Source organism: Synechococcus sp. H70.1 (assembly GCF_047502705.1).
Lineage (GTDB): Bacteria > Cyanobacteriota > Cyanobacteriia > Thermostichales > Thermostichaceae > Thermostichus.
This window is the reverse complement of record NZ_JANSIV010000074.1, coordinates 1-1,066: the sequence shown is the minus strand read 5'-3', so window position 1 is coordinate 1,066 and position 1,066 is coordinate 1. Positions and strand designations below refer to the sequence as shown.

Annotated in this window: 1 protein-coding gene; it reads right to left on the bottom strand. The window is 61.5% G+C overall.

Annotation, left to right across the window (positions count from 1 at the left end; genetic code table 11):
• On the bottom strand, positions 1-899 hold an 899-nt coding region (locus NW827_RS05240), incomplete at its 3' end, for a type I restriction endonuclease (protein WP_414503415.1).
• Positions 900-1,066: the final 167 nt, after the last annotated feature.

Sequence of the window (1,066 nt, the reverse complement as noted above, 5' to 3'; positions counted from 1 at the left end):
GCCAAGGTGAGCATGGTGTAGGTCTTGCCGGAGCCTTGCGTGTGCCAAATCAAGCCGCGGCGTTTCTCCGGATCGCGGGCACGCGATAGGCAGCGCTCTACAGCGCGCATTTGATGCGTACGAAGGACGATCTTGGAAAGCTCACCATCCTTGGGAGCGAAAAGGATATAATCGGTCAGCACGCGCAGGACGCGGCGCGGTGCGACGAAGGATTTGACCAGCGTTTCAAAATCGGGTTGGGGCGAAAAATCATCGGCCCCGACTTCTCCCCGCCAGTTGAAGAGCGCCTTGCGCGAAAGCGACCACGTCGCGCCATAGAAGAACTGCACCAGGTGAGTGAGGGCAAAGAGTTGCGTTTGCACCAGCAGGTTGGGCGCCTCGGCATGATAGCGGCGCACCTGATCGAAGGCTTCGGCGATGCCCTCCAGGCGGGTGGCAGCTTTGGTCTCGACCAGGATGACTGGGATGCCGTTGACGAGAAAGACCACATCGGCGCGGATTTTATGGGGGCCGCTGTGGAAGCAAAACTCATCGGTGACATGAAAGGTGTTGGCTTCCAGGTGCTCGGGATCGAGCAGGCGCAGGTTGCGCTCGCGGCGCTCGACCTGGACGAAGACCGTCTTCAGCCCTTTGAGGTATTCCCAGGCTTCGCGATTGCCCTCGATGTCGGGGCGGAGGCGCACCAGGCGGGCGACGACCTCGGCGGCCTGTTCCGCAGAGGTGATCACGCCGGGGTTGAGACGCTGCAACTGGGCGATCAGCACACCTCGCAGAAACGGCTGCTCAGGCCCGTGACGCAGGCGCAGGGCCTCCTCAGGTGGTAGGTAGGTCCAGCCGGCCTCTTCGGCGTAGCGGATGAGCGGGTTTTGGACGGTACGACGTTCGGATGCCAGACTCATCGTTCACCTCTAGGGGAATGATCCGCCTCTTCCTGTTTGAGCATGTTCCAGATAGCTCGCGCCAGCGGATCGGGGACGGTGCGGGCCTGATTTCCACTTGCCAGCGTCGGGGGTTTTCGATGATGTATTGGCGGATGGCGTTCAAGGCGCGTTCGTGGCGGATGATG